Source organism: Methylobacterium sp. 1973 (assembly GCF_040545035.1).
Lineage (GTDB): Bacteria > Pseudomonadota > Alphaproteobacteria > Rhizobiales > Beijerinckiaceae > Methylobacterium > Methylobacterium fujisawaense.
This window is the reverse complement of record NZ_JBEPLA010000044.1, coordinates 1-1,200: the sequence shown is the minus strand read 5'-3', so window position 1 is coordinate 1,200 and position 1,200 is coordinate 1. Positions and strand designations below refer to the sequence as shown.

Here is a 1,200-nt window from a genome sequence, read left to right as displayed (position 1 = left end):
TGACCTTGCCCCCTGGTCTGCCCTCATTCTGAAGCTAGAGTCCGTCGATCAGGAGACGGACGATGAAGAAGAGCCGGTTCAGCGAAGAGCAGATCATCGGCATCCTGAAGGAGCAGCAGGCTGGGCTGCCGGTCACTGAGATCTGCCGCCGCCACGGCATCAGCGATGCGACGTTCTACACGTGGCGTTCGCGCTACGGCGGCATGGAGATCTCGGACGCGCGCCGCTTGAAGGCGCTCGACGAGGAGAACCGCAAGCTCAAGAAGCTGCTAGCCGAGGCGATGCTCGACGTGGCGACGCTGCGTGAGGCGCTGGGAAAAAACTTCTGACGCCCGGCGCACGGAGAACAGCCGTGAGCTGGGCCATCGAGGAGAAGGGCTATTCGCAGCGTCGCGCCTGCGGGCTGATCGGCTTGGAGCCGAAGACGTACCGCTACGCCTCGACCCGTGGTGACGACGCGGCCGTGCGGGTACGCCTGCGCGGCCTAGCCGGCGAGCGCCGCCGGTTCGGCTACCGGCGCCTGCTCATCCTGCTGCGGCGAGAGGGCCTCACGCTCAACCACAAGAAGCTTTTCCGGCTCTACCGAGAGGAACGGCTGTCGGTGCGCAAGCGCGGGGGTCGCAAGCGAGCACTGGGCACGCGAGCGCCGGCCGCGGTGCCGCAGGAGCCGAACCAGCGCTGGAGCCTCGACTTCGTCTCCGACACGCTCGACGACGGACGGCGCTTCCGCATCCTCGTCGTGGTCGATGACTGCACGCGGGAGTGCTTGGCACTGGTGGTCGACACGTCGCTGTCTGGACAGCGGGTCGCGCGCGAACTCGACCGGATCATCGTGGGCCGGGGCAAGCCGCTGATGATCGTCTCGGACAACGGCACCGAGCTGACCTCGCACGCCATCCTGCGCTGGCAGGAGGAGCGTACGGTTGAGTGGCACTACATCGCCCCCGGCAAGCCGCAGCAGAATGGTTTTGTCGAAAGCCTGAACGGGCGCTTGCGCGACGAGTGCCTGAACGAGCATCTCTTCCGGAGCCTGCCGGCGGCCCGGACAATCATCGAGGCGTGGCGGGTCGACTACAACACCTGCCGCCCCCACACGAGCCTCGATGGGCTCACCCCGAACGCATTTGCAACCCGGTCCCAACAGGACCAGAACCAGAACGGACTCTGGTTATGAACGGGGGCAAACACGGGGCAAGGTCA

Annotated in this window: 1 protein-coding gene; it reads left to right on the top strand. The window is 66.1% G+C overall.

All coding sequences use genetic code 11. The features are described from left to right. Positions 1-62 precede the first annotated feature (62 nt). A protein-coding gene (locus ABIC70_RS28365; protein WP_354442441.1) for an IS3 family transposase occupies positions 63-1,174 on the top strand; the annotation gives its coding sequence in 2 pieces (ribosomal slippage) (positions 63-312 and positions 312-1,174; 1,113 coding nt in all). Positions 1,175-1,200: the final 26 nt, after the last annotated feature.